This window comes from Primorskyibacter flagellatus (assembly GCF_014638275.1).
Classification (GTDB): Bacteria; Pseudomonadota; Alphaproteobacteria; order Rhodobacterales; family Rhodobacteraceae; genus Pseudooceanicola; species Pseudooceanicola flagellatus_A.
The window spans coordinates 14980-40571 of the sequence record NZ_BMFJ01000001.1 but is presented as its reverse complement, the minus strand read 5'-3'; the positions used below and the strand labels follow the sequence as shown (position 1 = coordinate 40571).

Below are 25592 nucleotides of genomic sequence, written 5' to 3'. Positions count from 1 at the left end.
TTCTGTACGGCTCCTGTGCCCGAATTGATCTCGCAGCGCTTGACCTAGACGTGAACGTTCTGCTGACGATGCGGACCCGTCATCACGCGGATGACTGGTCCCGCGCGTTCCGAACCCATGTCGAGGCGCTACCGGAAGTCACTCAATTCTGGCGAGTTGGCGGGAATGGGATTGCCTGATCGCCACGGTCTGCCGGGGCGTTCAGGGATATGACCGCATTTATCAATCTCGCATCTGCAGCTTCGATCTGGAACGCGTGACCGGTCATTTCGTGATGGAGCAGATCATCGCGGATCGCCCCCCTCGACTGGGGTAGCAGTCCAGACAGGCAGAAGGTCGGGAAAGATGTCGTCGACCCGCTGTCCGGACCAGTGATCGGCCTCGAACGCGGTCACTTCGGCCCTGGCCTGCCTGACTCCGGCGCGATACGTCTCGGCTTCCCAGTCGGGCTCGCCCGCAAAGCGTCGGAGCCCGGCCGACCAGACTTCACGGATGTCACCCGGCGTCGCAAGATGCACAAGCGTCTGAGCCGGATCCCGCATCGGTCCGACAGAGAACCGCTCGGTCTCGAACAGCACAAGGTCCGCGCGGGCCCCGACGGCAATCCGTCCAAGGTCCGGACGGCCCAGAGCATCGGCACTGCCAACCGTCGCGGCGTGAAAAATATCAACGGCGCGCGCGGCGTCGAAGCGGCCGTCCGCCAGTTTGCCCACGATCGCCGCTGTCCGCATCTCGCCCAGCATATCCAGCGGCCAGGTATCCGCGCCGATGGCAAGGCGGATACCGGCGTCTAGGTAACGCTGGAAGCTCTCCATCCCGTATCCACGCCGGGCCTGAACCATCGGACAGTGGGCGATATGGGTGCCACTGGCCGCAAGGATTTCAAGGTCGTCCCCCTGCGGATGCCCGGTCGCGGAATGTCCGGCCGTCATCAGGCCGTGGGCAATCAATGTCCTCGGGCCAAGAAGACCCGCCCGGTCCATATAGCCGACGGGGGTCAGCCCGTAGTGGCGCAGAAAATACTGGAATTCCCAGGCCTGTTCCGCAGCGTGCAGCGTCACGCCGGTATCGTGCTTTGCCGCCAGCGCCAGACAAGCTTCTGTCAGGCGGTCGGTGCTGAGCAGCAGCTCGTCCAGAAAGACCATGCCCGACACCAAACCGCCCGGTGCCAGGCCAGCAAGGAACTCATCGGCCGTCGCAACTTCCTCAAGGCCCCGGGCTTCGTCCATCACGGTCACCAATTGACCGGCCGGGTCGAAATGATAGGCGCCGCCCGTAGTGACTGGCGCATAGACAAGCCGCAGCCCCAACTCCTCGGCCTTGCGCGCCATGACTGCGCCGCCGTCAGGCCCGCCCGGCGCATAATTGGCGGTGCAGGTAACCCCGTGCCGGAGCAGGGAGGCCATCCCGTAGCGCAGCGAGTCCGGATGGTCCGGCCGGTCGAGATACCCGGGAGCGCCAAGCGGGGGCGGCAGATAGTTCAGGAACAGCGCCCGCGAGAACTCCGGCCGCCCGCCATCGAGGATCAGACGTGAGGCGGATTGCACACCCACATGGGAATGGGCACTGACAAGGCCCGGTGACAGGATGGTGCCAGTCGCATCGACCCGGGTGGCGACCGGACCGTCATACACGCGCCCCACGAAACAAATGGTGTCGCCGGCAATCGCAACCTCTCCATCGTCGAGCCGACAGTGTCGATCGCCGTCCCATGCGATCACGGTCGCGCCTTGGAACAGGGTCACGGGCTGGTGTTGAAACCCGCCGGTTTCTTGTTCGTGTGCCATCAAGCTCCCTCTGCCGCACGCGCCCTCGGCCAAAGCGACGTCTGGCAACACCTCGCATACACGCCGTCGCAACGGTGCATCGGCTTTCTCAATGTTTTCCATTGAGCATGCGCCGGTTTCCCGGATCACGGTCCGGCCGGAGACTTTTGCGATGTGCGCTCTCCGGTCCCTGCCCTCTCCTCAAACGAAGAGCCCCGCCCCGGCGGCGGGGGTCGAGGTCACGGGTCTGAATATTTCCCTCCCGGGACCTCGTGGCCGCTCTGCCATCGTGCGGGATCTCTCCCTCTCCTGCGCGCCGGGCGAGGTGTTGGCCATCGTCGGGGAAAGTGGGTCGGGCAAAAGTCTGACCTCTCTGGCCATATCCGGTCTGCTGCCGGAGGGCGCGCATGTCACTGGATCGGTTCGCCTTGGCGGGCGGGAACTGACAACGCTCTCGGAACGGAAATGGCGCGATCTCCGGGGGCGCGAGGTCGCCATGATCTTTCAGAACCCGCGCGGTTCGCTGCACCCGATGCTGCCGGTCGGGCGCCAGTTGATCGAGGTGCTGCGCCTGCACCGCCGGACACGCCGTGTTGAGGCCCGTGCCGAAGCGGTGAAGCTGCTGACCCGACTTGGCCTGCCCGATCCGCAAAACCTGATGCTTCGGGTCCCGCACCAGTTGTCGGGCGGCATGTGCCAGCGAATTGCCCTCGCCATGGCGTTGGCCGGTCGGCCGCGCCTGCTTCTGGCCGATGAGCCGACCACCGCACTCGACGCCGCGGTTCAGGTCGAGGTGCTTCGCCTTCTCGCCGAAACCGTGGCTGAAGAACGGATACCGATGATCCTTGTCACCCATGACCTGGCGGTGGTGGAGGCCGTGGCAGACAAGGTGCTGGTCCTCTATGCGGGAGAAATGCGTGAATACGGGCCGGTTTCTAGTGTTCTGCAACGTCCGCGCCATCCCTACACGGTCGCCCTGACGGCCTCCGGCCCGTCGGCAGCGCATCGACGGGGAAGGCTGCCGCAGATCGACGGCACACCGCCCGCGCCCTGGGACCGGCCGCCGGGATGCAGCTTTGCACCGCGCTGTGCCAATGCCTCGCCCATTTGCCAGACGGAGTTGGCAGAGACCGGAAATGCGCACCGCCTGCGTTGTCACAACCCGGCTGAGGCAGCGCATGTCTGAGGCGGCCGTCGATATGCCACCGCGAAAGAGCGAATTGGCCGACCCGGTCCTGATCCGCGCGCGCGGGATTACACGTCGCTTTGGCCCAGGTCTGCCAGCGCTCGACGCGGTGACACTCGATATCCGGCAAGGCGAAATTCTGGGGCTGGTTGGCGAATCCGGATCGGGGAAATCCACCCTAGGGCGCATCCTTCTTGGCCTGATCGCCGCGTCTGAGGGCAGCGTGACGTTCGACGACATGCCGATGCCCCCTCTGCGCCCGACCGAAGCGCAGATCGTTTTTCAGGATGCCCTCGGTGCTTTGAATCCGCGCCGCACGATCGGACAAAGCATCGCGCTGCCGCTGGTCAATGCCGGCTGGTCCCGGGAGCGTCGGGCAGATCGGATTTCAGAGCTTCTGCAATCTGTCGGGCTGTCCCCCTCGGATGCCGCGCGTTACCCGCATCAGTTCTCCGGTGGTCAATGCCAGCGGATCGTCATTGCCCGCGCCCTCGCCCTCGGCCCTCGGTTCCTGTTTCTGGATGAACCGGTTTCGGCGCTCGACGTCTCCGTTCAGGCGCAAATCCTGAACCTGCTGGCCCGCGTGCAGGCTGAAGCGGGCCTCACCTTCCTCTTCGTATCACATGACCTCGAAGTGGTGCGGCACTTCTGCGACAGGACGGCGGTTCTTTATCGCGGCCAGCTGATGGAAACCGGCCCCGCAGACGAGCTCTATGACGCCCCGCGCCATCCCTACACGCGTGCGCTCCGCGCCAGTGTGCTGAATGGCGGGGGCCTTCCGGAATTGGTGCCGGAAACACCCGGCTCCGATGCCGCCCCGGGGGGATGCCGCTTTGCCGCGCGCTGCCCAAAGGTGCGCCCGATTTGCCTGATCGAACGCCCGCCCGAACGACCTGTGGGCCCGGACCACACCACCGCATGCCATGCACTGACCGACTAAACAAACAACAACAGGGAAAACACATGAAACCGATTTTCAAGGCTCTCACGCTCGCCGCCGCTCTGGCGGCATCGACGGCGCTTCCCGCGCTTGCCCAAGACAAGACGATCGTGATGGGAATCGAGGGCGAACCGCTTGCCCTTGATCCCCATACCCAGGCCCTTTGGCTCACTGCGCGGGTGGTGTCGAATATGTATGAAGGCCTGGTCATGCAGGACCTGACGAAACCTGGCACCAAGGCGCCGGACGTCGTGCCGGCCCTGGCCGAAAGCTGGACGATTTCCGACGACGGGCTCACCTACACGTTCAAGCTGCGGGGCGGCGTGACCTTCCATGACGGAGAGCCATGGAACGCCGCAGCCGCCGTCTTCAACTTCGACCGGATCATGAACCGCGAGGCGCCGCAATTCTACGAGAAGGCGTTCCAGCAGAACACCTGGTGGCGGCAGGACGTCGCCTCCTATCGCGCCGTCGACGACATGACCTTCGAGATCGTGCTGAACACCACCAACGCCGAATTTCTGCTGCGCATGGGACAGGGCGGCATCGGGTCGACCTGGATGGCCAGCCCCAAGGCGCTAGCCGCCGTCCCGAACGATGATTTCGCGACAACCCCTGTCGGCACGGGTCCGTTCAAGTTTGTGGAGCGTGTGTTTGGCGAAAAGATCGAGCTTGCCGCCAACAAGGACTACTGGAACCCCGCCCGGACACCTCAGTATGACCGGCTGATCTATCGGCCCATGGTCGACGTCTCCTCCCGCGAGCAGGCGCTGGAAACCGGCGCGATCGACATTGCCGCCACACCGACCCCCGACAATACCGACTATCTGGAAAGCCAGGGGTTCAAGATTGTCACCGGGCAGTTGCCGACGGTCTACGTGATCTGGCTGAACCTGCGCGAAGAGGCCATGAAGGATGCGCGGGTGCGCAAGGCGATCTCCATGGCGCTCGACCGCGAGGGGCTGGCGGAAGACCTCCGCCTTGGGCAGGCGATCCCGGCCTATGGCATCCTGAACGTCGGCGGTCCGGGGTACGACGAAGGCTACACCTGCAACGGTTACGACCCCGAGGGTGCAAGAGCGCTGCTGGCCGAGGCCGGCTATGCCGACGGGCTTGAGATCAAGATGATCTGGACGCCGGGCGGTGCGGGCGACGTGAACATGGTTGCCGATGCCGAATGGTTCCAGCGCAACCTGGCCGAGGTGGGGATCACCGCGTCGATCGAGGTCATGGATATCGGCAGTTTCTTCACCATGATGAACCAGGGGATGCAGCCGGGATCGAGCCTGCTGGAAATCTCCTGGGGCGAGAACACATTCAACTGGCTGGACGCCGTGCTGGCCACGTCGGCACTGCCGCCGAACGGCTACAACTCCGGCTACTACGAGAACCCTGTGGTGGATGACCTGCTGGTCAAGGCTCGCACCTCGGCCACCAAGGAGGAAATGGTCGGCAACCTCCACGAGATCCGGGACATTATCTGCGAGGAAGCAACATTCATTCCCACCCATTCGCCGCTTGGGGTGGTGGCGACATCCGCCGCCATCGGCAATTTCGTCCTTGCGCCGCAACACTGGCCCGACATGGCCATCGTGACCAAGGACTGAACCGACAGGCGGCCCGGTCTCTCCCCGGGCCGCCCGAGGGGGCCAACATGACGAAATACATCCTGATGCGATCCTTTCAGGTCCTGCCCGTGCTTCTGGGCGTGACCTTCCTTGTCTTCCTGTCGCTTTACCTGCTGCCAGGCGACGTGACGCTGAACCTGCTGGGGTTGGCCGCGAATGAAGACAGCATCGCGCGGTTGAGGGCCGAACTGGGCCTTGATCGTCCGTTCTCGGTACAGTTTGGCATCTGGCTTGGCCGGGCGCTTCAGGGTGACCTCGGTGTGAGCCACGTCATGCGGACGCCGGTGACTGCGGTTGTGCTGGAGAAGACCGGCAACTCTCTGATCCTGATGGGCGCGGGCCTTGCGATCACCGTAGTGGGCGCCGCCCTACTCGGGCCGCTTTCCGCCGTCCGAAAGGATCGGGCCACGGATCACACGGTCAAGACGCTGACCTTCCTGCTGGCCTCGATGCCGGCCTACTGGCTCGGCCTCGTGCTGATCGTCGCATTCTCCATCACCCTGCCCTGGCTGCCCGCGTCGGGCATGTATGATTTCATTACCCCCGGCGGCCTGCCCGACCTCACTGCGCATCTGTTCCTGCCCGCGCTGACAACGGCGGCCACGTCACTGGCCATCGTCACCCGCGTCACCCGAGCGGCCATGGTCGAGGCGCTGGCCAGATCGCATGTCACCGCCGCCCGGTCGCGCGGCGTCCGGGGGTTCCGTTTGCTTTACGGACACGGCGTCCGCGCGATCCTGCCGACTTTCGTGAACATCTGCGGCCTTCAGATCGGCTACCTCTTCGGTTCCTCGATCTTCACGGAGGTGATCTTTTCCTGGCCCGGGATCGGCCAGCAACTTTACACGTCCATCATCGCAAGGGACGGCCCGATGGTTCAGGGATGCGTGCTTGCCGTCGCATTGGTGTTCGTTCTCGGCAATCTTCTCGCGGATATCCTGATCCGCTGGCTGGACGTGCACCGTGACTGAAGCGCTGCGCCCGCCTCTTGCCGCCAGGTTCGGCCACTTCGCCCGCGCCCTGCCCCCACAAGCCTGGGTCGGTGGCGCACTTGTCGGCAGCTTTGTCCTGATGGCGATCTTTGCCGACCACATCGCCCCGTTCGATCCGAACGCCTCCAACATCAAGCTGCGCCTGAAGCCGCCCGGAACCGAAGGCCACTGGCTGGGCATCGACACGCAGGGACGGGATGTTCTGTCGCGGACCATTCACGGCGCGCGGGCCTCGCTGATCACCGGCACCATGCCTGTCGCGATCTCAGCCGCGATCGCGGTGCCGCTCGGCCTGGCGGCAGCCTGGTTCGACCGGGCGGGCGCACTGGTGATGCGGATGATGGATGTGCTCTTCGCCTTTCCCATGGTGCTGCTCGCCATTCTGCTGGCGGCAATTCTGGGGCCCGGCCTGCCGAACCTGATCATCGCGATGGTTCTCGTGCTGCTGCCCTTCAACACCCGCGTCGCCTATACCGAAGCGCTGTCACATCGCGAGGCCCCGTGGGTCGAGGCCGCCCGCGCTCTGGGCACGCCCGTGCCCCGCATCCTCCTGCGCGAGGTGCTGCCACATGTGCTGGCCGCCACCATCGTCTATTCGATGACGATCATCGGCACGATCATCATAACCGCCGCAGGGCTGTCTTTCCTGGGTCTCGGCATTCAACCTCCGACACCAGATTGGGGCCTGATGACCGGCGAAGGGCGCACGGTTCTGAACAGGGCCCCACACGTCGCCACCGTGCCCGGCGCAGCCATCTTCCTGCTGGTGACCGGGTTCAACTTGCTGGGCGACGGATTGCGCGACGCATTGAACCCGGGTCGGCAGCGGTGAAGCAACGCCTTGACCATCACCCATCACGCAACCCGCGCCACGGCCGACCATGCCAGTATCGGCAAGAACATGATGGGAGAGGTTGATGGTTAATGAACTTCTGATAACTGGCGCACGCGTGCTGGCTGCCAATCTCTCGGATGCGCCGCTGCGCGACATCCTGATCCGCGACGACCGTATCGCCGCGCTCACGGCACCGGGCGAGATCGACCCCGCTACCCGTCCGCACCGGCCCGCCCCGGACCGCCTGATCGTGCCCGGCCTGGTGAATGGTCACACACATTCCCATGGCGCCCTGGCAAAAGGTCTGGTCGGCGACCGCGTCGCGCTTGAGGTCTTCCTCGCATCCGCCCCCGCCGTGCTCGCAGGGCGGACGGTTGAGGACAAGGCGCTGTCTGCCCGCCTCTCGGCGGTCGAGCTGATCCGGAAGGGCTGCACCGCTTGCTTCGACCTGTTCACCGAGGTCCCCGTGCCGTCGGTCGAGGCCATTCACGCCGTTGCCGCCGCCTATTCCGAAACCGGCCTTCGCGCCATCGTCGCACCGATGATCGCCACGAAGACGCTTTGGCAGGCCTTGCCCGGCCTGATGGACGCTCTCTCGCCCGAGGTGCGCGCCCGCGTCCAGGACCTGTCGGCTGCTCCGGAAACAGCCGCTCTGGACACATTGCAGACCGCTTTTGCCCAATGGCCCGAAGGCATTGCGCGCCCGGGTGTCGCCCCGACGATACCGCTGCATTGCTCTGACTCATTCTTGCAGAACGCCGCCCGCTTGGCTGCGGATCATGACGCGCCTTTCCAGACACACCTTGCAGAGACGGAGGCACAGGCGACACTGGCTTTCGCTCAATATGGTAAAAGCCTGACCGCTCATCTCGCTGCACTCGGAATCCTCGGACCGAATGTTTCGGCCGCGCATGGCATCTGGCTATCCGAGAATGATCTCTCTCTACTTGCCGAGTATGGCACGGGTATTTCGCATAACCCGATGAGCAACCTGCGCATCGGCTCCGGCGTTGCCCCGGTGCGCGCGATGCTGGAGGCTGGCGTCACGCTTGGCATCGGGACCGATGCGACCAACACCTCCGACGGACAGAACATGTTCGAAGCGGCCCGCCTTGGCGCCACGCTCTCCCGCGTGGCCGCGCGGGACCCGTCCGCGTGGCTCTCTGCCGAAGAGGCGTTCACCGCCGCGACCACCGGCAGTGCCCAATTGCTGGGACTTGAGAAGACAGGCCGGATCGAAGAAGGCTGGGCCGCCGATCTCGTGTTTCTCGACCTCGCGACAACACATTACGTGCCATTCGTTCATCCGCTTAGGCAACTTGTCTTCGCCGAAAACGGTGCCGCCGTGACCTCCGTGATGATCGCCGGCCGACTGGTGTTGGACGAAGGGCGCCTGACCACGCTGGACGAAGCGAAACTGCGGGCAGAAGCCGAAGCGGCGGCCGCGCGGCTGAACAGCGTCAACGCGCCGGGCATGAAGGCCGCCGAGGCTCTGGGCGATCTGGCCGGATGCTTCTGCCTCGGCCTTGCGCCAAACCCGCAAGGACTCGCGCGGCGCCTGAACGGAGAGAGCAAATGACCGCAGATCTGATCCTCTCGGGCGGTATTTTACACGGCCATGGCGATGTCCCTTTGGATATCGCCATCAAGGAAGGCCGCATCGCGGAAATCGCGCCGGAGATCCACGCGGATACCCGCCGGATCGCGCTGGACGGTGCACTGGTCACTGCGGGACTGGTGGAAACGCATATCCACCTCGACAAATCCTGCCTGTCCGTTCCCGGTGCCGGCCCTGCACACCTGCATCACGCAAGGCACAACCCGGATGCGCACGCATGTCGAGGTCGACCCGGCCATCGGCCTGCGAGGTTTCCAAGCCATTCGCGATCTTGCCGCAGCCCATGCGCATCTGATTGATGTCGAAATCTGCACCTTCCCGCAGGAAGGGCTTTTTAACCGGCCCGGCACGGAAGCCCTGCTCATCGAAACTCTGGAGAGCGGGGCAAAAGTCCTTGGCGGTTGCCCCTATGTGGACACCGATCCTGAAGGTCACGTCAGACGCCTGTTCGAGATCGCGCGGGATCATGACGTCGATCTCGACTTCCATCTCGACTTCGACCTCGATCCCGGGAATGCCGCTCTGCCGCTCGTGTGTCGGCCGACAACGGAACATGGGATGGAGGGGCGTGTCACCGCGGGCCCTGTCACCAAGCTGTCGGCCCTGCCGCCTGATGCACTGGACAAAATGGCTGGGCTGATGGCAGAGTCCGGCGTGGCCGCCACGATCCTGCCGGCAACTGACCTATTCCTGACCGGCCGCGATCACAGCCACCTGTGTCCGCGTGGCGTGGCACCCGCTCACCATCTGGCCGCGCACGGAGTCGCCTGCTGTCTGTCCACGAATAACATGTTGAACCCGTTCACCCCCTATGGCGACGGCTCGCTCACCCGCATTGCCAACCTCTATGCCAATGTCCATCACCTCGGTGATCCGCAGGCCCTGGCCGACTGCCTGGACATGATCACGCGCAGCTCTGCGAAAATCCTGCGCCTTCCCGATTACGGGCTTGTCCCCGGCAACCCGGCCGATCTGGTGGTTCTCGACGCCAGCTCTCCGCAAGACGCCATTGCGCGGATCGCACCCCCGCTCATGGCCTTCAAATCCGGCCGTCAGAGCTTCGAACGCCCCCGCCCGAAACTCCACCTCTGACCTTCATCTTGCCTGAAATACTCCGGGGGAGTCGCCCGCAAGGGCGACGGGGGCAGCGCCCCCAACATCGACCCCATCAATCCGCTTCATCAGCGACCCGGAGGTTTTTCCCCGCACCGCCCCGCAGCAGGATCGCCCCAAACGACCCTGAAGGCACATCTCATGACAGACCCGGCTGAATTCGACGGCACCCGCAAGACCGCTCATCTTGGCCGGATGCCCCGCAAACGCGCCGAGGCAGAGATCGCCCACGGGCTGGAGATGGGGCTTGAGGCGGCCCCCTCCATCAATGACCGGTCGATCTCCCTCTTCGCGCGCGGGTCGCAACCCGCCTTTGCCGGGATCAATACCTTCCTGCGGGCTCCTTATTGCGAGGATATCCGCAAGGTCGGCGGCTATGAGGCCGCCTTTGTCGGCGTGCCCTTCGACACCGGCACGACCTATCGTCCCGGCACCCGTTTCGGCCCGCAGGCGTTGCGCCGGATTTCGGCGCTCTACGACGGCTACTCGCTCGACTACGGCGTCGATCTGCTGGAGGAACTCGATCTCTGCGACGCGGGCGACGTCTTTGTCATCCCCGGCAATATCGAAAAGACCTTCGATCAGGTTTCGGCCGCGATCGGACATATCTACACCTCGGGCACCTTCCCGATCATCTGCGGCGGCGACCATTCCCTCGGCTATCCCAACGTCCGGGGCATCGCGCCGCATATCGACGGCAACGTCGGCATCATCCATTTCGACCGCCATATCGACATGCAGGCGATGGATATGGACGAAAGGATGCATACGACGCCCTGGTACTGGACCGGCGCGGATCACCCCGATGCCCATGCCGCGGCACATGCCGCAGGACGTCCGCATACCCATTCGCCGCATCACGATCACAGCCACATGCATGACGTGGGACTGGCCAACTGCCCGCCGAAGAATCTGGTTCAGATCGGCATAGGCGGCTGGTACGGGTCCCGCCCCGGCACGGCGGTCGCGCATGAGCGCGGATCGTCGGTGCTGACCATGGCGGATGTGGAACGCTACGGGACCGCGAAGATCGCCGAAATGGCACTGGATCTTGCGTGGAAGGATGCCAAGGCCGTCTATCTGTCCTTCGACATCGACAGCATCGACCCGGCCTTCGCCCCCGGCACCGGCACCCCTGAACCGGGCGGGTTCATGCCGCGAGAGGCCTTTGAAATGATCCGCATCATCGCCGGTGAAGGCCTTTGCGGGATGGAGGTCGTCGAGGTCTCGCCCCCCTATGACGTCAACGATAACACCGCACAGCTCGCCTGCCGGGTGATCCTCGACGTGACCTCCGCCATGGTCGCGGCCGGAAAGCTGGGTCACCGCGACATGACCGCTTTCTAAGAGGAGACCCCGATGCGCCCATCCGTTTTTGCCGCAGTGTTTTTTGCCCCCCTCGCCACGACGCCTGCCGCCGCGCATGTCGCGGGACCGCATGTTCATACCTCCGACGCCGGGCTTGTCCTCGGGGTCATTGTGATCGCCTGTGCCGGGCTTGTCTGGCTGATGCGAGCCTGACGTGACGGACCCGTTCGGCCTTTCCGGTCGCCGCGTGGTTCTGACCGGCGGGTCGAGCGGGATCGGACTGGGCCTCGCAAAGGCCTTCGCCGAGACCGGCGCGCGACTGACTGTTCTGGCCTTGCCTGATGGGATCGAAGCCTTGGACGGCATCGGCGACAAGGCGAGCATCCTGGCTTGCGACATCACCGATCGTGACGCGATCGCCGCTGCGATGAGTAAGGTCGGCGACATCGACGTGTTGATCGCCAACGCAGGTCTCGAACGCCTGACGCCGGTCGACGATCGCTCGGACGAAGCTTCGGACACCTTCTCGAAGGTGCTGGCTGTAAATGTCACCGGCACATGGAACACGGCTCAGGCCGCGCTCCCGCAGATGAACCCGGGCGGCGTGATCCTGATGACCGCCTCGGTCTGGGGCCGGACCGGCGAACCGGGGTTCGCAGCCTATGTTGCCTCCAAACACGGCGTGATCGGCCTTGCCCGAACGCTGGCACGAGAGCTGGGGCCGCGCGAAATCCGGGTCAACGCCGTCTGCCCCGGATGGGTCGAAACGCCCGCCTCGCTGCGCTCGCTCACAGAGATGGCCGCCCGTCAGGACCGGAGCGAAGCCGACATCCTCACCGCCGTCTCGGCAAGCCAGTGCCTGCCCGGCTTCCAGAAGCCCGAAGACATCGCCGGGCTCTACCTCTATCTCGCCTCGCCCTACGCCGCTTCGATCACCGGGCAGGCCATTGGTATCGACCGCGGAGAATTCCTTGCCTGATCCTTTGTTTTCCTCGCTCCGGCTGGATAGCCGTCGCGCCCTGATCGTCGGTGCGTCATCAGGCATCGGTTATGAAGTAGCGCGCGAGTTCCACCTTCAGGGGGCCGAGGTCACGATCCTGTCCGAGACCGCGCAGATCGCCACTGCCGGAGACTCCCTGCAAGCGCTCGACGGCCGCCCTGTAACGGCAATCCGTTGCGATATTACCGACACCGAAGAATTGACCGACGCGCTTACCCCGCTCGATCCCTTCGATATCCTCGTTCAGAACGCGGGCTATGAACGACTGACCCCATTGCTGGCCGGGCCCGAGGCCGACGCGGAATTCGCCCGGATCGTCGCCGTGAACCTGACCGGAGCCTGGGCCGTCACCCGGCTGATCGCCCCCAAAATGCCCCGTGGCGGACGGATCATCTACACGGCCTCGACCTACTCCAAATACGCGATTGCCCGAAATTCCGCATATGCCGGATCGAAGCACGGTCTTCTGGGACTAATGCGCAGCTTCGCGCATGACCTCGGACCGCGGGGGATCACGGTGAACGCGATCTGTCCGGGCTGGGTGAATACCGAATTCTCCAACCGGTCCGTCCGGCAGGTCGCCGCGGAAACCGGGCGCAGTTTCGACGACGTCGGCGACGACGTGCTTCGGCTGCAATCCCTGCCCGGCCTGCTTGAGCCGAGGGATATGGTCGGCGGCTATCTGTTCCTGGCCTCCGATCTGGCGCGCGACGTGACCGGACAGACCCTGCATGTGGATCGGGGCGAATATCAGGATTGACGGCCCGCGATGTCGGGCTTCAGCCCAACCCTCTTCGAAACATTGTCCCGCTCAATGCACCGGATCATCGCTGCGCACGTTTTTCACACTCCCCCTTCGGGTCAGCATCTCCGAAACCGGACCGAGGCCCTGATGCTCACCCTGATCGACAATCCTGTCCCCTGGCCGAACGGCGCGCGATGTGCCGCCGCTTTCACTTGGGATCTGGATGGCGACAGCTTGATCCATATCGCGCGTCCGCGCGACGGGGACACCTATGTCTCGACCACCTCCTATCTTCGCTACGGACCCGAGGTCTCGCTTCCGCGCATCCTGAAGATCTACGCGCATTACGGGCTGACGCAGACCTTCTTTGTCCCCGGCTGGATCGTCGAACGCTATCCGGCGCAGATTGAGGCGATCCTTGCCGCCGGACACGAGATCGGCCACCACGGCTATCTGCACGAAAGCTACAACCAGCAAACCAAAGACGACGAGCTTTACTGGTTCGAACGGGCACTGGCGACTTATGACCGGATCGGTTTCCGTCCAAAGGGGTTCCGCGCTCCGCTCAACGAATTCTCCCGCCACACGCTGGATCACCTGATCGGTGCCGGGATCGAATACGACAGCTCGCTCATGGGCGACGACGTGCCCTATCTGCTGACATCGCGCGCCCGTCCCGGCGAGGTGCTGGAAATCCCGCAGAACATGGCCTGTGACGACTACCCGCAATACATGCACTCCTGGGATTTCGGGATCGAGATGCCGATCCAGCCGCCGTCAAAGGCGCTGCAACTCTGGACCGAGGAGTTCGAGGCGCAATACGAGAACGGCGGCCTCTGGCTGTCGACCTGGCATCCTTTCCTCTCGGCCCGCACCGCGCGCGCCAAGGTCATGATTGCCCTCATCGAACATATGCAGGCTAAGGGTGACGTCTGGATCACAACCATGGGCGCGATCAACGATCATGTCCGCGCCTGCATCGCCGACGGGTCGTGGGCGCCGCGCCGCGACCTGCTGCCTTACGACATTTCCCCAATTCCCGAATTCGCCCGGACCATGCCGGGCCAGCCGAAAGGATGACTCCTATGCCCACGCTCTACGAGAAGATAAAAAGGGCCGGACTACTGCGCGAAGAGGGCGGGATGGTCCGCCTGCGCACCTTCGGGCCCTCCCTCACCCGCCGTCAGTTCGGCGCTCTTGCCGCCGGAGCGGCCGGCGCGGCCGCTCTTGGCGCGGGCCGGGCGCAGGGCGGTGAGGTCAAGTTCATGGGCTGGCAAGGTTATGAGGAAGCCTTTGCGGCCAATGGCTTTGCCGCCTCCAAGGACATCACTATTGCCCCCACCTATCAAGCAGACAACGGACAGGCGATGACCGCCATCGCCAACGGCGGCGTCGGCTCAATGGATATCGTGACCCCTGATACCGGCTACACCCGCGTCATGGCCGAGCTTGACATGCTTGAGCCGCTCGACATCTCGCGCATCCCGAACTGGGACGGCCTCGACCCCTATTTCAAGTCAATCGACAATATCGTCATGGACGGCAAACCCTACGCGGTGCCCTATGCCTGGACGATCATCCCCCTGATGTACACGCCCGCCACGATCCCCGAGGCGCCGACCTCGTGGATGGATGTCATGAAGCCCGAATATAAAGGCAAGGTCGGGCTGACCAACGACATGATCTCGATGGTGGCGAATTTCACCATCGCGGTGACAGGCAAGAAACAGGCGACGATCATCTCCAAGGCCGAACTGGCCGAGGTCTTTGCCTTCATGACCGAGCTGAAGAAGACCCAGGCACGCACCGTCGCGGCCTCCTACGGCGAACTCACCGACCTGTTGGCTTCGGGTGAGGTCTGGATCGCGCAGGGCTGGGTGCCGGTGCAGCTCTGGGCCAAGGAGAAAGGCGCCGACGTCCGCTGGACCATCCCGAAGGAAGGCGCCTTCTGTCCGATCGACTGCATGGCCATGGTCAAGGGCTCGCCCAACATGGACGACACCTACACCCTGCTCGACGCCGCGATCTCGCCCGAGGGTCAGGCCCACGCGGCCAACATCAACGCCACCGGAGTGACCAATGCCGCCGCCGTGGCGATGCTGTCGGAAGAGGTGCTGGAGATCCAGCCACATGATGACATCGCCGCCTTCTATGAAAAAGCGACCGGCGGACAGCCCCTGCCTCTGTGGCCGCTGGAGGCGGACGGCGATCTGGCCACGCTTGACGACGTGCTGGACGCCTGGGACCGGTTCATGGCGGCCTGAGCGATGGCTCCGCTGGTCGAACTTGTGGGCGTGGGCAAGGGATACGGCAGCGCGACTGCCGTTCATCCCCTGTCGCTCAGGATAGGTGAGGGAGAGTTCGTTTCCATCCTCGGCCCTTCCGGCTGTGGCAAGACCACGCTGCTGCGGATGATCGGCGGCTTCGTGACACCTGACGAGGGATCGATCCTGATCGACGGCCGGGACGTGACCCGCAAGCCGCCTGAAAAACGCGCGACCAACATGGTGTTTCAGGGCTATGGCCTGTTCCCGCACATGACGGTTGCCCAGAACGTCGCTTACGGCCTGCGCATCGCGCGGGTCGCGCGGACGGAACGGGCCCGCCGGGTCGCCGAAGCCCTCGATCTTATCCGTCTGGCCGATCTTGGCGACCGGGCGGTGTCGGCGCTCTCCGGCGGTCAACGGCAGCGCGTGGCGCTCGCCCGCGCGCTGGTCATGCGGCCCCGCGTGCTTCTGCTGGACGAGCCGCTCTCGGCGCTCGATCTGAAGCTGCGGCTTGCGATGCAGGAGGAGTTCCGCCGCATCCATGCCCAGGTCGGCGGCACATTCATCTTTGTCACCCATGATCAGGCCGAGGCCATGTCGCTCGCCTCGCGCATCTGCGTTATGGAAGCGGGACGGATCGTTCAGGACGGCACGCCTGAAGACATATACCGCCGCCCTGCCAGCCGCTTCGTCGCTGGTTTCATCGGAGAGGCCAACCTCTTTGAGGGCGTCGGGTCAGACGAACGCGTCCGCCTGTCCTGCGGCACGGTCATCCCCGGCGCAGGCGCCGAAGGTCCGATCGTCTGCGTCGTCCGGCCCGAGGCCGTGACGTTGGCGGCAGACCCGGCTGCCCTGCCGGACCAATGTGATGCCCGCCTGTTCGCCACGGTAGAGGATGTCGTATTCCTCGGCCCCGAAGTCCGCACAACCCTGCGCACTGACAGCGGAGCACAGGCGCTGGCCCTCTCCCGCACAGCTGGCCCGCTGAGACCGGGCGACCGGGTGACCATGGGCTGGGCTACCGCAGATCAGCAGGTCATTGCGGCATGAGGCAGGCTTTGCGCACAGCATCGTTCCAGCTTCTGCCGGGTCTGGCGATCCTTGCGGGGCTGTTCCTGCTGCCGCTCTCCTATTTCTTCGTCGTCTCCTTCTGGCAGGTCCGCACCTTCCGCCTGCGCCCGGATGCGACCCTTGAACAATATGCCCGCGTCTTCACCGAATATGGCAGCACGCTGGCCTGGACACTCGCCATCGCCACGCTGATCGCAACGGTCACGGCGGCCATCGCCTTTGCCTACGCCCATTACTGCCGCTTCCGCGCCGGGCGTTTCGGGGATGGGCTGATCTTCCTGTCGCTGGTGACCCTCTTCGGCGGCTACCTCGCCAAGATCTACATGTGGAAGACGATCCTCGGCGGCACCGGGGCGCTCAATTCCGCATTGATGGCGCTTGGCCTGACGTCCGGGCCGATCCCGGCACTGCTCTTCTCACCTTTCGCAGTGATCGTTACGCTGACGCATTATTGCCTGCCGCTGGCGATCCTTCCGGTTTATGGCGCGTTGCGCGGGCTCGACGACACTGCGATCGAGGCGGCGCGGGATCTCGGCGCATCCGGCCCCCGCATCTTCCGCGACCTGATCCTGGCACAGGCACGCGGAGGGCTGACGGCCGCCTTCGCCCTGACCCTTGTCATCACCGCGGCGGATTACGTCACACCGCTCATGGTCGGCGGTCCGTCGTCAAACATGATCGGCCTGTTCATCCAGAGCCAGTTCGGCAACCGTCTGAACTCTCCCCTCGGCTCCGCCATGGCCTTTGTCACCATCGCCTGCTGCGGGCTGATTGTGCTGACGCTGTCGCTGACGCTTCGCGCCCTGACGAGGCCCCGGACCTGATGCGCAGTATGGCTCATATCGGCGCGGCCCTGACGGCGATCTTCATGCTGTCCCCGCTGGTGATCCTCGTGATCTTCTGCTTCTCCGAAAGCCCGCTGCTGGCCTTTCCAATCGAAGGCTGGTCCCTGCGCTGGTTCGACAAGGCGTTCTCTGATCCCCAGTTCACCAACGCGTTCCGAAACTCGATGATCGTGACCGGCGCAGTCGGCGTCACATCGACCCTGACGGGAACTTTGGCAGCACTGGCTCTGGCCAAGCTGCCGCCGCGCCTGGCCACCGCCACCGCCGCGGCGCTGAGCCTGCCGGTCATGGTGCCGCCGCTGCTGCTGGGCGTCGCGCTGCTGACCTTCTATTCCACATGGATCGGCCTGCCACTTGGCCTTCCGGCGGTGATCCTGTCGCATCTCGTCTTCACGCAACCGCTGGTGATGCTGATGATCTCGGCCCGGATGGCCAGCTTCGACCACGCGGCGGTCGAGGCCGCACGGGATCTCGGCGCCTCTCCGATCCAGTCATTCTTTCACGTCACCCTTCCCATGATCGGCCCGTCGATCACCGGCGGCACACTGATCGCCATGGCGCTGTCGCTGGACGATTTCCTGGTGACCTTCTTCACCATCGGCGGCGGAATGACGCTGCCGACCCTGATGTGGGGCATGCTGCGCAAGGGCATCGACCCTTCGGTCAATGTGGTGGCGGTGACGATCATGGGGCTGTCGATCGCGGCAACCCTCATCGGCTTCCGGCTGACGCGCTACCGTGGCTGATCGCGCACCATACCGCCCCTCAGGCGACGGCGCGGCAGTCGGGTTCCGGCGAGTCCTCGGGCAGCATGGACAGGAACCGTTCGGCCGCGAAATGGCGCTGCCCGGCGGGATTGGTGACGAGAAAGATGTCGTCGGACAGACCTTCAATTGGATCGGTCAGGGCGTGGAACTCTCCGTCCTCGATTTCCCGCGCGACCATCTCGGACGGGAGGAGGGCGATACCGATACCGGCACGCAACAGCCGCTTCACCTCACCGATGTCGAGAGACTGGCCCGCCGTCGTCCGACCCCAGCCATTGCGCTGTCGGAACTCCCGGACGATGGCGGCTTCATCCGTTCCGGGTACGACAAAGGCCTCCCCGGCGAGACGAGACCAGTCGGTGACATGTTTGCCCGCCAGGGAATGCGACCGGCCGCAGACGACGCGATGCGTTTCACTGCACAGGAAGGTGTAATCGAGGTCCGCCAACATGCGCGGTTCGGGACAGATGCCGACATCCGCGACACCGGAATGGATCGCCTCTTCGATCTCCGGATAGGGCAGAACGTGGATGAACAGTTCCGCCTTTGGAAAGCGCCGTGCAAAACGCCCGATGGTTTCGTCAAGCCGCGGCGAGACGACATCGCCCACTGTTGCCAGATGCAAAGGCAGGGTCAGGTCCTTCTCGACAGCTTCAAGTTCCGCCTCCATCAGGCCGACAAGCCGGTCGATCTGGCCCGCGATCTCGGCCACCCGGCTGCCGTGATCGGACAGCAGGAAGCCGCCAGGACCCCGCTGACAGAGCGCCCGACCCACGTAGTCCTCGAACCGTTTCAGCGCGCTCGACACAGCGGGCTGCTGCCGTGCGATAGCCGAGGCCGCGTTTGTGACACCGCCGTTATGGGCGATCTCGTGGAAAACTTTGATCAGGTTCCAGTCGAGGTTGCGGATGAATCGGCGGTCGGGGGCAACACTCGGTCGGCTGGCAGAACGGGTCATGGCGGGGGCTCCGTGTATCTCTGTGACAAGTCTATGACCTTCGGGACCCCGACCCGGCAGATCCGCCCGGACATTAACCATCATATTGCACAAACGCCTCTCAATCCCGCCCCTGGACGGGCAGCCGCCTTCAATTCAAGCACACGGTTTCCGAGCCGGACGGGACACCCCCCCGTTTCATTGCATAAACGCAATCCACTCTTCCGAAATTGCCGCCGACCATCAGTCGATTCGGTCCACGGCATTCAGCCGCTGCCGCATCCCGGCGGCGATCCGGCGCATCAGCAGCTTGATGCGTTCCGAATGCCGAAGCTCCGGATGGGTCAGCAGCCAGAGGTCGGTGCCCCATTGATCCGGCAGCGCCTCCAGCCGTTCCAGCCCCGGGTCGGCCACGGCAAGGAAATCCGGCAGCACCGCGCGTCCCATGCCCTGCGCAACCGCCGCCTGCGCCGCAAGGAAGCTGTCACAGCGCATCACCACGTCTTCCTTAGGGTCGCGCTGCCGGAACCAGCGGTGCTGGTTGAGATGGGCCAGCGTATCGTCCAGCGCGATCCAGCCCTCGGCAGCGCCCTGGGCCGGACCGTAGACCGAAAATCCGATGCGCCCGATCTTGCGCCCGAAAAGCTGATCCGGCGGACCGTTCACCGGCCGCAGCGCCAGATCGGCATCCCTGCGCGACAAGTTGAGAAAGGTCGCATTGACGACCAGTTCCACCAGGATGCGGGGATGTTCCTGCCGGACTTCGGCGAGGATCGGCAGCAGAGAGGACCACATGGTTTCCGGGGTCGTCAGCCGGACGACACCGCTCAGGTCCGTTTCCGCCCCGATCAGGCGCATCTCCAGCGTCGCGATCCGTTCCGCCACGCTGTCCGCCGCCGCGACGACCTCCTCCCCGGCCTGCGTCGGGCGATAGCCGTTCCGGTCCCGGTCGAACAGGGACGTTCCAAGCCCTTCCTCGATCTTTTTCAGGCGTCGGAACACCGTCGATGCTGCAACCCGCAGTTCCGCCGCAGCAAGGTCGAGCGACCCCTTGTCCGCCAGTGCCCGCACAAACTTAATGTCATCCCAGTCCATTGCATTCTCGCAATAGAAGAAGCCGATAAAGCCAATATTAGTCGGCAAATACGGATTGTACAACCGTCTCTGTTCTTTCACACCAGGAGTCGGTCCATGACCCAGTCTACTCTCGCCCCCTACGCCATCACTGCCCTGCGCGTTGCGCTTGGTCTGATGTTCCTAGCCCACAGCCTGATCCTGAAGCTCTTCGTTTTCACGCTGCCCGGCACCGCACAGTTCTTCATCTCGATTGGCCTGCCTGGCTGGTTTGCCTACGTGATCTTCGCGGCAGAAGCCCTTGGCGGCATCCTCCTTGTCCTCGGCATTCAGGCCCGCTGGACGGCGCTTGCACTGGCCCCCGTACTTGCAGGCGCCACCTGGGCCCACGCCGGTAACGGCTGGATGTTTGGGTATGAAAACGGAGGCTGGGAATATCCCGCCTATCTGACGTTGCTGGCACTCGTCCAATGGGCACTTGGCGACGGCCGCTTCGCCCTCATGCCCTCCGTCGCCCTGCCCCGCCGGCTTTCAGGAGAGGGGGCACAGGCATGACCTATCAGCTCGTTTCCTACAACCTCTGCCCCTATGTGCAGCGCGCCATTATCGTGCTGTCCGAAAAGGGCGTGAAACACGACCGCACCTATATCGACCTTGCGAATAAACCCGACTGGTTCACCGCGATCTCGCCCCTCGGTAAGGTCCCGGTGCTGAAGGTCGACGGCACGGCGCTCTTCGAAAGTGCTGTAATCTGCGAATATCTCGACGAAGTCACAGAGGACAGCCTGCACCCCGCCGACCCGCTGGAGAAGGCGCGGCACCGGTCCTGGATCGAGGTCGGATCGGCCACACTCTCGGCCATCGGCGGGTTCTATTCCGCACCCGAAGCGACGTTCGAGGAAAAGCGGCAGGCTCTCCAGGGGCATCTGGCCCGGCTGGAAACCGCGCTTGGCGACGGTCCCTACTTCGCAGGCGATCGGTTTCACATGGTGGATGCGGTCTGGCCCACGGTCTTCCGTTATTTCGAGACATTCGAGCGGATCGGCGACTTCGGCCTGACCGAGGGAATGCCCAAGGTCGCGGCCTACCGGCGTGCTGTCATGGCGCGCCCGGCTGTCAGGAATGCCGTCCTGCCCAGCTATGCCGAAGAGCTGATGACCTTCTGCCTGCGCCGGCAGTCGCACCTTGGGGACCTGGCGCGCACAGGCGCGGGGGCGGCGGCATGAGCTGGTCGCACGTCATCACAGACCCCGCCCAGTTGCAGGATGCGCTTGGCGGCCCGCCCGATCCGATGATCGAGGCCGTCAAGCAGCCTGCGCTCGACACCCATGCACGCGCTTTCCTGGCGCTGTCGCCCTTCTGCCTGATCTCGACCCATGGGGCGGACGGGCGCGCCGACGTCTCGCCGCGCGGCGATGCTCCGGGCTTTGCGCTCGTGCTGGATGACCGGCGTCTCGTGATCCCGGAACGGCTGGGCAACAGGCTGGCCGACAGCCTGCGCAACATCATGAAGACCGGGCAGATCGGCATGCTTTTCCTCGTGCCGGGGTTCGGGGAATCCATGCGGATCAACGGCCGGGCGCAGGTGATCGCTGATCCCGAGCTGATGGAGCGGATGGCTTTCAATGGACGCGTTCCAAAAGTCGGGATCGCGGTCGAGATTGAAGAGGTCTTCGTGCATTGCGCCCGCTGCATGCTCCGCTCCGGCCTCTGGACCGATGCGGCGCGGCGCGACCGCAAGGAATGGATCTCGCTCGCCGGCCTGATGATCGCCCAGCAGGAGACCGGAATGACCCTCGATGAAATGCAGGAGGTCGTGGATGACGATTATCGCACGCTCTACTGAGCCGGTGCTGCAACGGCCGGCCACGCTGACCGAAGCGCTGGCGCTCTCTGGCCCCGGGTCGGTCTGGTGGGCCGGAGGCACCGACCTCTGGCTGATGATCGACCGCAAGGGGCTGCGCCCCGAGGCGCTGATCGACCTCACGCATATCGCAGAGTTGCGGGCGATCCAGACGACCGGGGCCGAAACGACCCTCGGTGCCGCTCTGACCCTGGCGGAACTGGAGGCCAGCCCCCTGCCCGCTGTAGCCGACACCGTCCGGAGCATGTGCACCGTACAGACACGGACACTGGCGACTCTGGGCGGCAACCTCTGTCATGCGGCCCCCTCTGCCGACCTCGCTCCGGTGCTGCTGGCTCTTGGCGCAGAGGTTTCGATTGCTGGACCAGCCGGCACCCGCCGGATACCGCTCGACGGCTTCTTCACCGGTCCGGGGCGCACCGTGCTCAGCGCAGAGGAAATCCTGACCGCCGTTCATGTCCCGACACCCCAACGGCAGACTGCCGCCTACACCCGCATCGCCCGCACGGTCGTTGATATCGCTCTGGTTGGTGCGGCGGCCTCTCTGACGCTCGATGAGGAGTGCCATGTCCTCGACGCCCGCGTCGCCCTCTGTGCCGTCGCCCCGGTTCCGCTGCTGGTGCCGGGCATTGCCGAGGCCCTGAAAGGCCGCGCCTACGACGGCCTCGATTTCGCCGGTTGCGCCAAGATGGCCGAAGAGGCCTGCGCGCCAATCACCGATCTGCGGGCCAGCGCAGACTACCGCCGCCGGATGGCCGGGGTCCTGACCCGCCGCGCCCTCACCACCGCAGCCGATCACCTCAGGAGGATGCCATGCGCCTGACCTTGAACCGGCGGGAGACCGAGCTCACCCCCGCCCCGCTTGAACGCCTGTCCGATACGCTGCGGGCGCAGGGCCTGACCGGCGTGCGCGTCTCGTGCTCCGAGGGCGAATGTGGGTCCTGCACCGTGCTCATCGACGGACGGCCCGTGACCTCCTGCCTGATGCTGGCCGCACAGGCCGAGGGCACATCGGTCGAGACGATCGAATGCGACGATCCGGCCACGGCGGCCCTGCAACAGGCGTTTATCGAAGAGCAGGGCTTTCAATGCGGCTTCTGCACCGCCGGTTTCATCCTGACAGCCCGCGCCTTCCTCGCCCGCACCCCCGACCCGTCCGAGGACGAGGTGCGCGAAGCGCTCTCCGGCTCCATCTGTCGCTGCGGTGCCTATCCCTTCATTACGCGGGCGGTCCTCAAGGCCGCCGCCAGCCTGCGAGGTGCGGCATGACCATCTCCTTCGATCCAACGGAACACGATCACGTCGGCAAACCGCTGCCCGTGCGCGACGCGCGGGAGAAGGTCTCGGGCCGCCTGCGCTATGCCAATGATCTGGCGCTGGCCGGGATGGTGCATGGCGCGCTCGTCCGCTCGCCCCATGCCCATGCGAAGGTGCTGCGCGTCGATGCGACAGAGGCGCTGGCGCTGCCCGGCGTGGTCGGCGTACTGACCCATGAGGATACGCCGCGCACCGTCTGGGATGGTTGCTGGTTCAACTATCGCGGCCCGGCGCTCGATGGTCATGCCCGCTTTGCCGGGGACGAGGTCGCCGCCGTCGCCGCCACCACACCGGAGATCGCCCGCGCCGCCGCCGCCCTGATCCGCGTCGAATACGAGGTGCTTCCCGCCGTTCTGACCGCCGAGGCCGCCGGTGCAACGGGCGCAGAGCCAGTCCGCGACGAAGGCAATCTGCGAGAGCCCTACGTTGCCGAATGGGGCGACCTCGCTGCGGGTGAGGCGGAGGCTGATCACATCCTCCACGCCGTCATCGACCATCCCAGCCAGCAGATGGCCACCATCGGCCGCAATGCCTGCCTGGCGGACTGGGAGGGCGACCGGGTCACGGTCTGGACCGGGTCCCAGACACCATCCGAACTGAAGACGGGCCTCGCCATGGCGCTGGACATTCCGCAATCCAAGGTCCGGGTTCAGGCCTTGCCGACCGGATCGAGCTTTGGCCAGTGGTGGTCCAACAACTTCATGATGATCACCGCGCTTCTGGCCCGCAAGATCGGCCGCCCGGTGAAGATCGAACTCTCCAACGCCGAGTGTTTCGCCACCGTCAAGCGCCGCCACAAGGAGCTGTCCACCGGCCGCATCGGCGTGACCGAAGACGGGCGGATCACCTTCCTCGAAATCGACCACGTGATGGACAACGGCGGCTACGGCTTCAAGAACGACGTCGGTTTCTTCTGCGTCGACAACTGGGGCCGGGCCGAAAGCGGGCGCTGCACGGTGCGCGCGGCCTCGACCAACCTTGTCACCGCGGGCTGCATGCGCGGCGTGGGCGACGTGACGCTCGGCAATTGCGTCGAACGGCTCTGCGATATGGCGGCGGAACGGCTGGGCCTCGACCCGGTCGAATTCCGCCTGTCCCATCAGCTGCGCACGGGCGAACCCTTGCGCCACATCATGGGCCATGACGTGCCCGAGGTGGCGCAGGCCCGATCCGACAGCAAGGCCTTCCGGGCCAAGGTGCCCGCAGACTGGCCAGAGCCGTTTGTGCTGTCCTCCGGCTCAACCGCGGAGATCCTGCGCGAAGGTGCCGCCGCCTTTGGTTGGGACCAGCGCTTTGTCGGCTGGGGCAAGCCGAATCATTGCGACGGAGAGATCCGCCGCGCCGTTGGCGTCGGCACAGGAATCCATTGCTGCGGCGTAGAACTCGAAGGTGGGACGGCGGCAACCGTCCGCGTGAACCCCGATGGCAGCGTCAAGCTGCATGCCTCCGTCGGGCGGCACGGGTCGGGGGCCGAGACAACGCAGGTTCAGGTCGCCGCGGAAGCGCTTGGCGTCACCTGGGACATGATCGAGATGGAGACGGGGGATACCGACAGCTGCCCCTGGAGCCATGGCTCCATCGCGTCCAACACCATGTATCGCACGGGCTTCGCCACTGTCTCGGCGGCGAAGGACGCCAAGCGGCAAATACTGGAGGTCGCGGCGCGGAACCTCTTCAACTGCGATCCGGACGATCTGGATATCCGTCAGAACCTCGTCCACCGCCGCACGCGCCCCGACAACGAGCGCTACACTATTGCCGAGGTGCTGAACGCCGTGCGCAGCGACGCACTTGGCCAGTTCTCTACCGTAATCGGCCGACCGACCGAGGCCATGCCACCCTCCACCACCTTCGCCCGCCATTTCGCCGCGCATTTCGTGGAGGTGGAAGCGGATGTCGGCACCGGCGAAATCCGCCTGCTGGACTACCTCGCCTGTCAGGACAGCGGCACCGTGGTGAACCCGCATGTGCTGATGAATCAGGTGATCGGCGGGGCAATCTGCGGCGCGGGCTTCGCGCTGCATGAAGAGCTGCATTTCCACCCCGAAACCGGGGCCGTGATGAATGACGGCTTCCTCGACTACAAGGTCCTGCGCAGCGCCGATTTCCCGGCGCGCACGCAGGTGATCTTCGGCAATTCCCACGACTCCGTCGGGCCATACGGCGCACGGGGCGCGGGGGAAGCGCCGATTGCCGCCCCCGTTCCGGCCATCTGCCAGGCCGTCTTCAACGCCATCGGCTGCTGGGTCGACCTGCCGATGACCCCCGAACGGGTCATCGCCGCGCTCGACCGGCTGGGCCACACACCGCACTGAGAGG

The 25592-nt window shown here is 64.8% G+C and carries 26 protein-coding genes; 22 read left to right on the top strand and 4 right to left on the bottom strand.

Annotated features, from left to right (window positions below; genetic code table 11):
* Nucleotides 1-284: 284 nt before the first annotated feature.
* Nucleotides 285-1889: an amidohydrolase family protein gene (locus IEV87_RS00230; RefSeq protein ID WP_188475633.1), complete on the bottom strand. Its 1605-nt coding sequence runs from the start codon at nt 1887-1889 to the stop codon at nt 285-287.
* Nucleotides 1890-1938: 49 nt separating this feature from the next.
* On the opposite strand from IEV87_RS00230, the gene IEV87_RS00225 reads away from it, so the two are divergent.
* The 6 genes from IEV87_RS00225 to IEV87_RS00200 all read left to right on the top strand — a co-directional run bounded on the left by IEV87_RS00225 (nt 1939) and on the right by IEV87_RS00200 (nt 8926).
* Nucleotides 1939-2952 (top strand): ABC transporter ATP-binding protein, encoded by a 1014-nt coding sequence (locus tag IEV87_RS00225; RefSeq protein ID WP_188475632.1) that lies wholly within the window; start codon nt 1939-1941, stop codon nt 2950-2952.
* The gene (locus IEV87_RS00220) at nt 2945-3892 is read left to right on the top strand and encodes an oligopeptide/dipeptide ABC transporter ATP-binding protein (RefSeq protein WP_229737383.1); all 948 of its coding nucleotides are present in this window, start codon (nt 2945-2947) and stop codon (nt 3890-3892) included. Before IEV87_RS00225 ends, IEV87_RS00220 begins: the two co-directional genes overlap by 8 nt.
* Nucleotides 3893-3915: 23 nt before the next feature.
* Nucleotides 3916-5499: an ABC transporter substrate-binding protein gene (locus IEV87_RS00215; RefSeq protein WP_188475631.1), complete on the top strand. Its 1584-nt coding sequence runs from the start codon at nt 3916-3918 to the stop codon at nt 5497-5499.
* A gap of 47 nt (nt 5500-5546) precedes the next feature.
* Entirely contained in the window at nt 5547-6491 is a 945-nt protein-coding gene (locus IEV87_RS00210; RefSeq protein ID WP_188475630.1) for an ABC transporter permease, read from the top strand.
* The gene (locus IEV87_RS00205) at nt 6484-7344 is read left to right on the top strand and encodes an ABC transporter permease (RefSeq protein ID WP_188475629.1); all 861 of its coding nucleotides are present in this window, start codon (nt 6484-6486) and stop codon (nt 7342-7344) included. Before IEV87_RS00210 ends, IEV87_RS00205 begins: the two co-directional genes overlap by 8 nt.
* Before the next feature lie 85 nt (nt 7345-7429).
* Complete coding sequence (locus IEV87_RS00200; protein WP_188475628.1) at nt 7430-8926, top strand: amidohydrolase family protein; 1497 nt, start codon at nt 7430-7432, stop codon at nt 8924-8926.
* 29 nt (nt 8927-8955) lie between these two features.
* Here IEV87_RS00200 and IEV87_RS22720 read toward each other — a convergent pair whose 3' ends face one another.
* The gene (locus tag IEV87_RS22720; protein ID WP_229737382.1) at nt 8956-9102 is read right to left on the bottom strand and encodes a hypothetical protein; all 147 of its coding nucleotides are present in this window, start codon (nt 9100-9102) and stop codon (nt 8956-8958) included.
* Between the two features lie 70 nt (nt 9103-9172).
* Between IEV87_RS22720 and IEV87_RS00195 the strand changes: the two genes are divergently transcribed.
* The 10 genes from IEV87_RS00195 (at nt 9173) to IEV87_RS00150 (ending at nt 18060) form a co-directional block, all read left to right on the top strand.
* Nucleotides 9173-10057: an amidohydrolase family protein gene (locus IEV87_RS00195; RefSeq protein WP_229737381.1), complete on the top strand. Its 885-nt coding sequence runs from the start codon at nt 9173-9175 to the stop codon at nt 10055-10057.
* Between the two features lie 162 nt (nt 10058-10219).
* Entirely contained in the window at nt 10220-11425 is a 1206-nt protein-coding gene (locus IEV87_RS00190; RefSeq protein WP_229737380.1) for an agmatinase family protein, read from the top strand.
* Between the two features lie 12 nt (nt 11426-11437).
* Nucleotides 11438-11599 (top strand): hypothetical protein, encoded by a 162-nt coding sequence (locus IEV87_RS00185; protein ID WP_188475627.1) that lies wholly within the window; start codon nt 11438-11440, stop codon nt 11597-11599.
* 1 nt (nt 11600) lies between these two features.
* Complete coding sequence (locus IEV87_RS00180; protein WP_188475626.1) at nt 11601-12365, top strand: SDR family NAD(P)-dependent oxidoreductase; 765 nt, start codon at nt 11601-11603, stop codon at nt 12363-12365.
* Nucleotides 12358-13146 (top strand): SDR family NAD(P)-dependent oxidoreductase, encoded by a 789-nt coding sequence (locus IEV87_RS00175; RefSeq protein ID WP_188475625.1) that lies wholly within the window; start codon nt 12358-12360, stop codon nt 13144-13146. The genes IEV87_RS00180 and IEV87_RS00175 overlap by 8 nt, the downstream gene beginning before the upstream one ends.
* A 132-nt stretch (nt 13147-13278) precedes the next feature.
* Nucleotides 13279-14211 carry a polysaccharide deacetylase family protein gene (locus IEV87_RS00170; RefSeq protein ID WP_229737379.1) on the top strand — a complete coding sequence of 311 codons (933 nt, stop codon included), beginning with the start codon at nt 13279-13281 and terminating at the stop codon, nt 14209-14211.
* Between the two features lie 5 nt (nt 14212-14216).
* Complete coding sequence (locus IEV87_RS00165; protein ID WP_188475624.1) at nt 14217-15395, top strand: ABC transporter substrate-binding protein; 1179 nt, start codon at nt 14217-14219, stop codon at nt 15393-15395.
* A 3-nt stretch (nt 15396-15398) separates the two neighbouring features.
* Entirely contained in the window at nt 15399-16448 is a 1050-nt protein-coding gene (locus tag IEV87_RS00160; protein WP_188475623.1) for an ABC transporter ATP-binding protein, read from the top strand.
* An 8-nt stretch (nt 16449-16456) separates the two neighbouring features.
* Nucleotides 16457-17293 (top strand): ABC transporter permease, encoded by an 837-nt coding sequence (locus tag IEV87_RS00155; protein ID WP_188475622.1) that lies wholly within the window; start codon nt 16457-16459, stop codon nt 17291-17293.
* A gap of 8 nt (nt 17294-17301) precedes the next feature.
* Entirely contained in the window at nt 17302-18060 is a 759-nt protein-coding gene (locus IEV87_RS00150) for an ABC transporter permease (protein ID WP_188475621.1), read from the top strand.
* A 19-nt stretch (nt 18061-18079) separates the two neighbouring features.
* Here the strand turns inward: IEV87_RS00150 and IEV87_RS00145 are convergent, their stop codons facing one another.
* Together IEV87_RS00145 and IEV87_RS00140 are read right to left on the bottom strand one after the other, a co-directional pair.
* A complete protein-coding gene (locus tag IEV87_RS00145; protein ID WP_188475620.1) occupies nt 18080-19039 on the bottom strand; it encodes a LysR family transcriptional regulator in 960 nt (319 codons plus the stop codon).
* A gap of 222 nt (nt 19040-19261) precedes the next feature.
* The gene (locus IEV87_RS00140; protein ID WP_188475619.1) at nt 19262-20113 is read right to left on the bottom strand and encodes a LysR family transcriptional regulator; all 852 of its coding nucleotides are present in this window, start codon (nt 20111-20113) and stop codon (nt 19262-19264) included.
* A gap of 96 nt (nt 20114-20209) precedes the next feature.
* Between IEV87_RS00140 and IEV87_RS00135 the strand changes: the two genes are divergently transcribed.
* Genes IEV87_RS00135 through IEV87_RS00110 form a run of 6 tightly spaced genes read left to right on the top strand, consistent with a single transcriptional unit; the run spans nt 20210 to nt 25588 of the window.
* Nucleotides 20210-20647, top strand: coding sequence for a DoxX family protein (locus IEV87_RS00135; RefSeq protein ID WP_188475618.1), 438 nt, complete (start codon nt 20210-20212; stop codon nt 20645-20647).
* Nucleotides 20644-21318, top strand: a complete 675-nt coding sequence (locus IEV87_RS00130) for a glutathione S-transferase family protein (protein WP_188475617.1) — start codon at nt 20644-20646, stop codon at nt 21316-21318. Before IEV87_RS00135 ends, IEV87_RS00130 begins: the two co-directional genes overlap by 4 nt.
* Nucleotides 21315-21938, top strand: a complete 624-nt coding sequence (locus tag IEV87_RS00125; protein WP_188475616.1) for an MSMEG_1061 family FMN-dependent PPOX-type flavoprotein — start codon at nt 21315-21317, stop codon at nt 21936-21938. The genes IEV87_RS00130 and IEV87_RS00125 overlap by 4 nt, the downstream gene beginning before the upstream one ends.
* Nucleotides 21913-22779, top strand: coding sequence for an FAD binding domain-containing protein (locus IEV87_RS00120; RefSeq protein WP_188475615.1), 867 nt, complete (start codon nt 21913-21915; stop codon nt 22777-22779). The genes IEV87_RS00125 and IEV87_RS00120 overlap by 26 nt, the downstream gene beginning before the upstream one ends.
* The gene (locus IEV87_RS00115) at nt 22770-23225 is read left to right on the top strand and encodes a (2Fe-2S)-binding protein (RefSeq protein WP_188475614.1); all 456 of its coding nucleotides are present in this window, start codon (nt 22770-22772) and stop codon (nt 23223-23225) included. Before IEV87_RS00120 ends, IEV87_RS00115 begins: the two co-directional genes overlap by 10 nt.
* Nucleotides 23222-25588 carry a xanthine dehydrogenase family protein molybdopterin-binding subunit gene (locus IEV87_RS00110; protein WP_188475613.1) on the top strand — a complete coding sequence of 789 codons (2367 nt, stop codon included), beginning with the start codon at nt 23222-23224 and terminating at the stop codon, nt 25586-25588. The genes IEV87_RS00115 and IEV87_RS00110 overlap by 4 nt, the downstream gene beginning before the upstream one ends.
* Nucleotides 25589-25592 lie beyond the last annotated feature (4 nt).

Excerpts from the sequence above, each read along its gene's own strand:
- IEV87_RS00225 (WP_188475632.1), top strand. The coding sequence starts at position 1,939 with ATGTGCGCTCTCCGGTCCCTGCCCTCTCCTCAAACGAAGAGCCCCGCC.
- IEV87_RS00200 (WP_188475628.1), top strand. The coding sequence starts at position 7,430 with ATGGTTAATGAACTTCTGATAACTGGCGCACGCGTGCTGGCTGCCAAT.
- IEV87_RS00145 (WP_188475620.1), bottom strand. The coding sequence starts at position 19,039 with ATGACCCGTTCTGCCAGCCGACCGAGTGTTGCCCCCGACCGCCGATTC.
- IEV87_RS00120 (WP_188475615.1), top strand. The coding sequence starts at position 21,913 with ATGACGATTATCGCACGCTCTACTGAGCCGGTGCTGCAACGGCCGGCC.
- IEV87_RS00170 (WP_229737379.1), top strand. The coding sequence starts at position 13,279 with ATGCTCACCCTGATCGACAATCCTGTCCCCTGGCCGAACGGCGCGCGA.
- IEV87_RS00210 (WP_188475630.1), top strand. The coding sequence starts at position 5,547 with ATGACGAAATACATCCTGATGCGATCCTTTCAGGTCCTGCCCGTGCTT.
- IEV87_RS00195 (WP_229737381.1), top strand. The coding sequence starts at position 9,173 with ATGCGCACGCATGTCGAGGTCGACCCGGCCATCGGCCTGCGAGGTTTC.
- IEV87_RS00160 (WP_188475623.1), top strand. The coding sequence starts at position 15,399 with ATGGCTCCGCTGGTCGAACTTGTGGGCGTGGGCAAGGGATACGGCAGC.
- IEV87_RS00190 (WP_229737380.1), top strand. The coding sequence starts at position 10,220 with ATGACAGACCCGGCTGAATTCGACGGCACCCGCAAGACCGCTCATCTT.
- IEV87_RS00185 (WP_188475627.1), top strand. The coding sequence starts at position 11,438 with ATGCGCCCATCCGTTTTTGCCGCAGTGTTTTTTGCCCCCCTCGCCACG.
- IEV87_RS00115 (WP_188475614.1), top strand. The coding sequence starts at position 22,770 with ATGCGCCTGACCTTGAACCGGCGGGAGACCGAGCTCACCCCCGCCCCG.
- IEV87_RS00165 (WP_188475624.1), top strand. The coding sequence starts at position 14,217 with ATGCCCACGCTCTACGAGAAGATAAAAAGGGCCGGACTACTGCGCGAA.
- IEV87_RS00230 (WP_188475633.1), bottom strand. The coding sequence starts at position 1,889 with ATGGAAAACATTGAGAAAGCCGATGCACCGTTGCGACGGCGTGTATGC.
- IEV87_RS00150 (WP_188475621.1), top strand. The coding sequence starts at position 17,302 with ATGGCTCATATCGGCGCGGCCCTGACGGCGATCTTCATGCTGTCCCCG.
- IEV87_RS00130 (WP_188475617.1), top strand. The coding sequence starts at position 20,644 with ATGACCTATCAGCTCGTTTCCTACAACCTCTGCCCCTATGTGCAGCGC.
- IEV87_RS00110 (WP_188475613.1), top strand. The coding sequence starts at position 23,222 with ATGACCATCTCCTTCGATCCAACGGAACACGATCACGTCGGCAAACCG.
- IEV87_RS00215 (WP_188475631.1), top strand. The coding sequence starts at position 3,916 with ATGAAACCGATTTTCAAGGCTCTCACGCTCGCCGCCGCTCTGGCGGCA.
- IEV87_RS00140 (WP_188475619.1), bottom strand. The coding sequence starts at position 20,113 with ATGGACTGGGATGACATTAAGTTTGTGCGGGCACTGGCGGACAAGGGG.
- IEV87_RS00220 (WP_229737383.1), top strand. The coding sequence starts at position 2,945 with ATGTCTGAGGCGGCCGTCGATATGCCACCGCGAAAGAGCGAATTGGCC.
- IEV87_RS00135 (WP_188475618.1), top strand. The coding sequence starts at position 20,210 with ATGACCCAGTCTACTCTCGCCCCCTACGCCATCACTGCCCTGCGCGTT.
- IEV87_RS00125 (WP_188475616.1), top strand. The coding sequence starts at position 21,315 with ATGAGCTGGTCGCACGTCATCACAGACCCCGCCCAGTTGCAGGATGCG.